The 1,851-nt window shown below is 56.1% G+C and carries 4 protein-coding genes; all 4 read left to right on the top strand.

Annotation, left to right across the window (positions count from 1 at the left end; genetic code table 11):
* Positions 1–326: hypothetical protein (locus CW742_RS11605; RefSeq protein WP_292420560.1), on the top strand; the 326-nt coding region annotated here is incomplete at its 5' end.
* Positions 323–523: a hypothetical protein gene (locus CW742_RS11600; protein WP_292420558.1), complete on the top strand. Its 201-nt coding sequence runs from the start codon at positions 323–325 to the stop codon at positions 521–523. The genes CW742_RS11605 and CW742_RS11600, both read left to right, overlap by 4 nt.
* Entirely contained in the window at positions 516–899 is a 384-nt protein-coding gene (locus CW742_RS11595) for a hypothetical protein (protein WP_292420556.1), read from the top strand. Before CW742_RS11600 ends, CW742_RS11595 begins: the two co-directional genes overlap by 8 nt.
* 43 nt (positions 900–942) lie before the next feature.
* On the top strand, positions 943–1,851 hold a 909-nt coding region (locus CW742_RS11590), incomplete at its 3' end, for a hypothetical protein (RefSeq protein ID WP_292420554.1).

The following is a 1,851-nucleotide window of genomic DNA, read 5'->3' as shown; positions in this document are numbered from 1 at the left end:
GGCCTAAAGAGGTCAAAGTCAAGGACCTCAAAATCACCGAGGAACCCCTCGCGCCGATAACCGCCACGGCCCCGGTAGATACATCGTCCGGACAAAGTAGTGACAACGTCACCACACCGGGCCAGGACGATGGGAAAGATCCAGATCAGAAAACCATCAGGATCACCCGGGGTATGCAAGTGCGTTACACCGGCAGCCATCCACACGTTGCTTTCCAAGGATTGAAGGAGGTCAAAAGGGTTAATGAGCTGTCCGGGGAGGCCCTGATCGATATCGGCAAGGGCATTGAGTGGATCCCGACCCGGGACCTGGTGGTGGCTGGATGACCGAGACTGTCGTCATCCAACGGACTGAATATCCCGACAGCATCGAGATCGGGAAGCTCGGTAAAGGCGGGAGCTGCAAGGTCTATATTGACGCGACGGACCTTACCGGGGCCAAAAGGAAAATTGACAATCTTGTCGAGGCCCGATCCCATCTTATTGCACGACTCGCCGAAAAGGGGGTACATTTCGATGCCTGATTTTGTCCCTGCCGGCCACGCTCACGGCTGCATGCCGGTCGCGAAGCAGGTCCTGATCCATATCGGCCAGGACGTTTACGAGCTCACGGTCTCGGCAATTCAGCATGTCCTGTCGGGTGCCTCAGCTGAGGAACTCTACCGCAGGATCCCGCAGACCACGTTCGATGATTGCAACGTTGCACAACCGTTGCAACTCTGGGGGACCATTGCCTTGTCCAGGACGCGAAGATCCGTGGTGATCCGGCCCCAAGACGGGCGACTCTACCTTATCAATGCCGAAGCACTCCGGGACGTGATGCACGGGAGAATCCCGCGTGCTGCCGTGTCCGAAGTCGTGAAGACAACCCCGATAACCACTAAGGCCACTGCTGTATAACCCAAAGGCCTCGATCGAGAATACCCGCGCCTGCATTTTGGAGGTGCAATCCCTGAATACCGATGCACAAGACGACACACTCGCTGCCGGCGGCCCCGTTGCTGCAGCTGCTGGATATACCCAGGACAAGATAGCCGATATCCGGACCAAATGGGCAAGCGGGGATCCCGCAGTTAAGGAACAGATCTTCCAGGATCTTGCCAAAGCTGTTTCACAGAGTTCCAATGCACGTGTAGAGACACGCTGGTCAGTTCCAGTGCCGCTATCGGATGAAAATGCACGTCTCGTACGTAGCCCGGATGGCACGGCCATCGTTTTACCGCGACCGGTAGAAGTGAACGAAGTCCGAGAGCGAAATGTCCGTCACGATCTCGCCTGCAAAGAATATCCGACATCTGATATCGGCAACTCGCAACGGTTCGCATTCCGGAAAAGAGGGATCGCCAGGTACTGTCATGGATACCGATCCTGGTTCATTTGGGACGGAAAGCGGTGGGGGAAGGACCTCACGGGAAGATCGATCGAACTCGCTAAGGACGTAATTGTCCGGATCGGGGATGAAGCTGGGTCTCAAGAATTCAGTGACGCTGCAGCGCGGTTGTATAAGTGGGCGGCTGCCAGTCAGGCGCGGCCACGTGTCGATGCCGCGCTCTATCTGGCACAATCGGTCTTGGCGATCGAGCCAAAAGACCTTGACGCCCGGGCATACCTTCTGAACTTACCGAATGGGACCTTGAACTTGATCTCCTGCGAGCTCATGGAGCACAACAAGCTTGATTACCTGACGAAGATCGCAGGAGTCGAGTTCAAGCCCGGAGAGGCCTGCCCGCTCTGGCTGCAGCATCTCAACCTCATTTTCAACGGAGATCGGGAACTCATCGACGCTTTCCAGCAGGTTGTCGGGTACACGCTACTCCAGGATAATCCGGAACAGGTTATGTTCATTCTGTAC

Source organism: Methanoregula sp., from assembly GCF_002835825.1.
Classification (GTDB): Archaea; Halobacteriota; Methanomicrobia; order Methanomicrobiales; family Methanospirillaceae; genus Methanoregula.
The sequence above is the reverse complement of the archived record's forward strand: the minus strand, read 5'-3'. Positions and strand labels throughout refer to the sequence as shown.

Excerpts from the sequence above, each read along its gene's own strand:
- CW742_RS11600 (WP_292420558.1), top strand. The coding sequence starts at position 323 with ATGACCGAGACTGTCGTCATCCAACGGACTGAATATCCCGACAGCATC.
- CW742_RS11595 (WP_292420556.1), top strand. The coding sequence starts at position 516 with ATGCCTGATTTTGTCCCTGCCGGCCACGCTCACGGCTGCATGCCGGTC.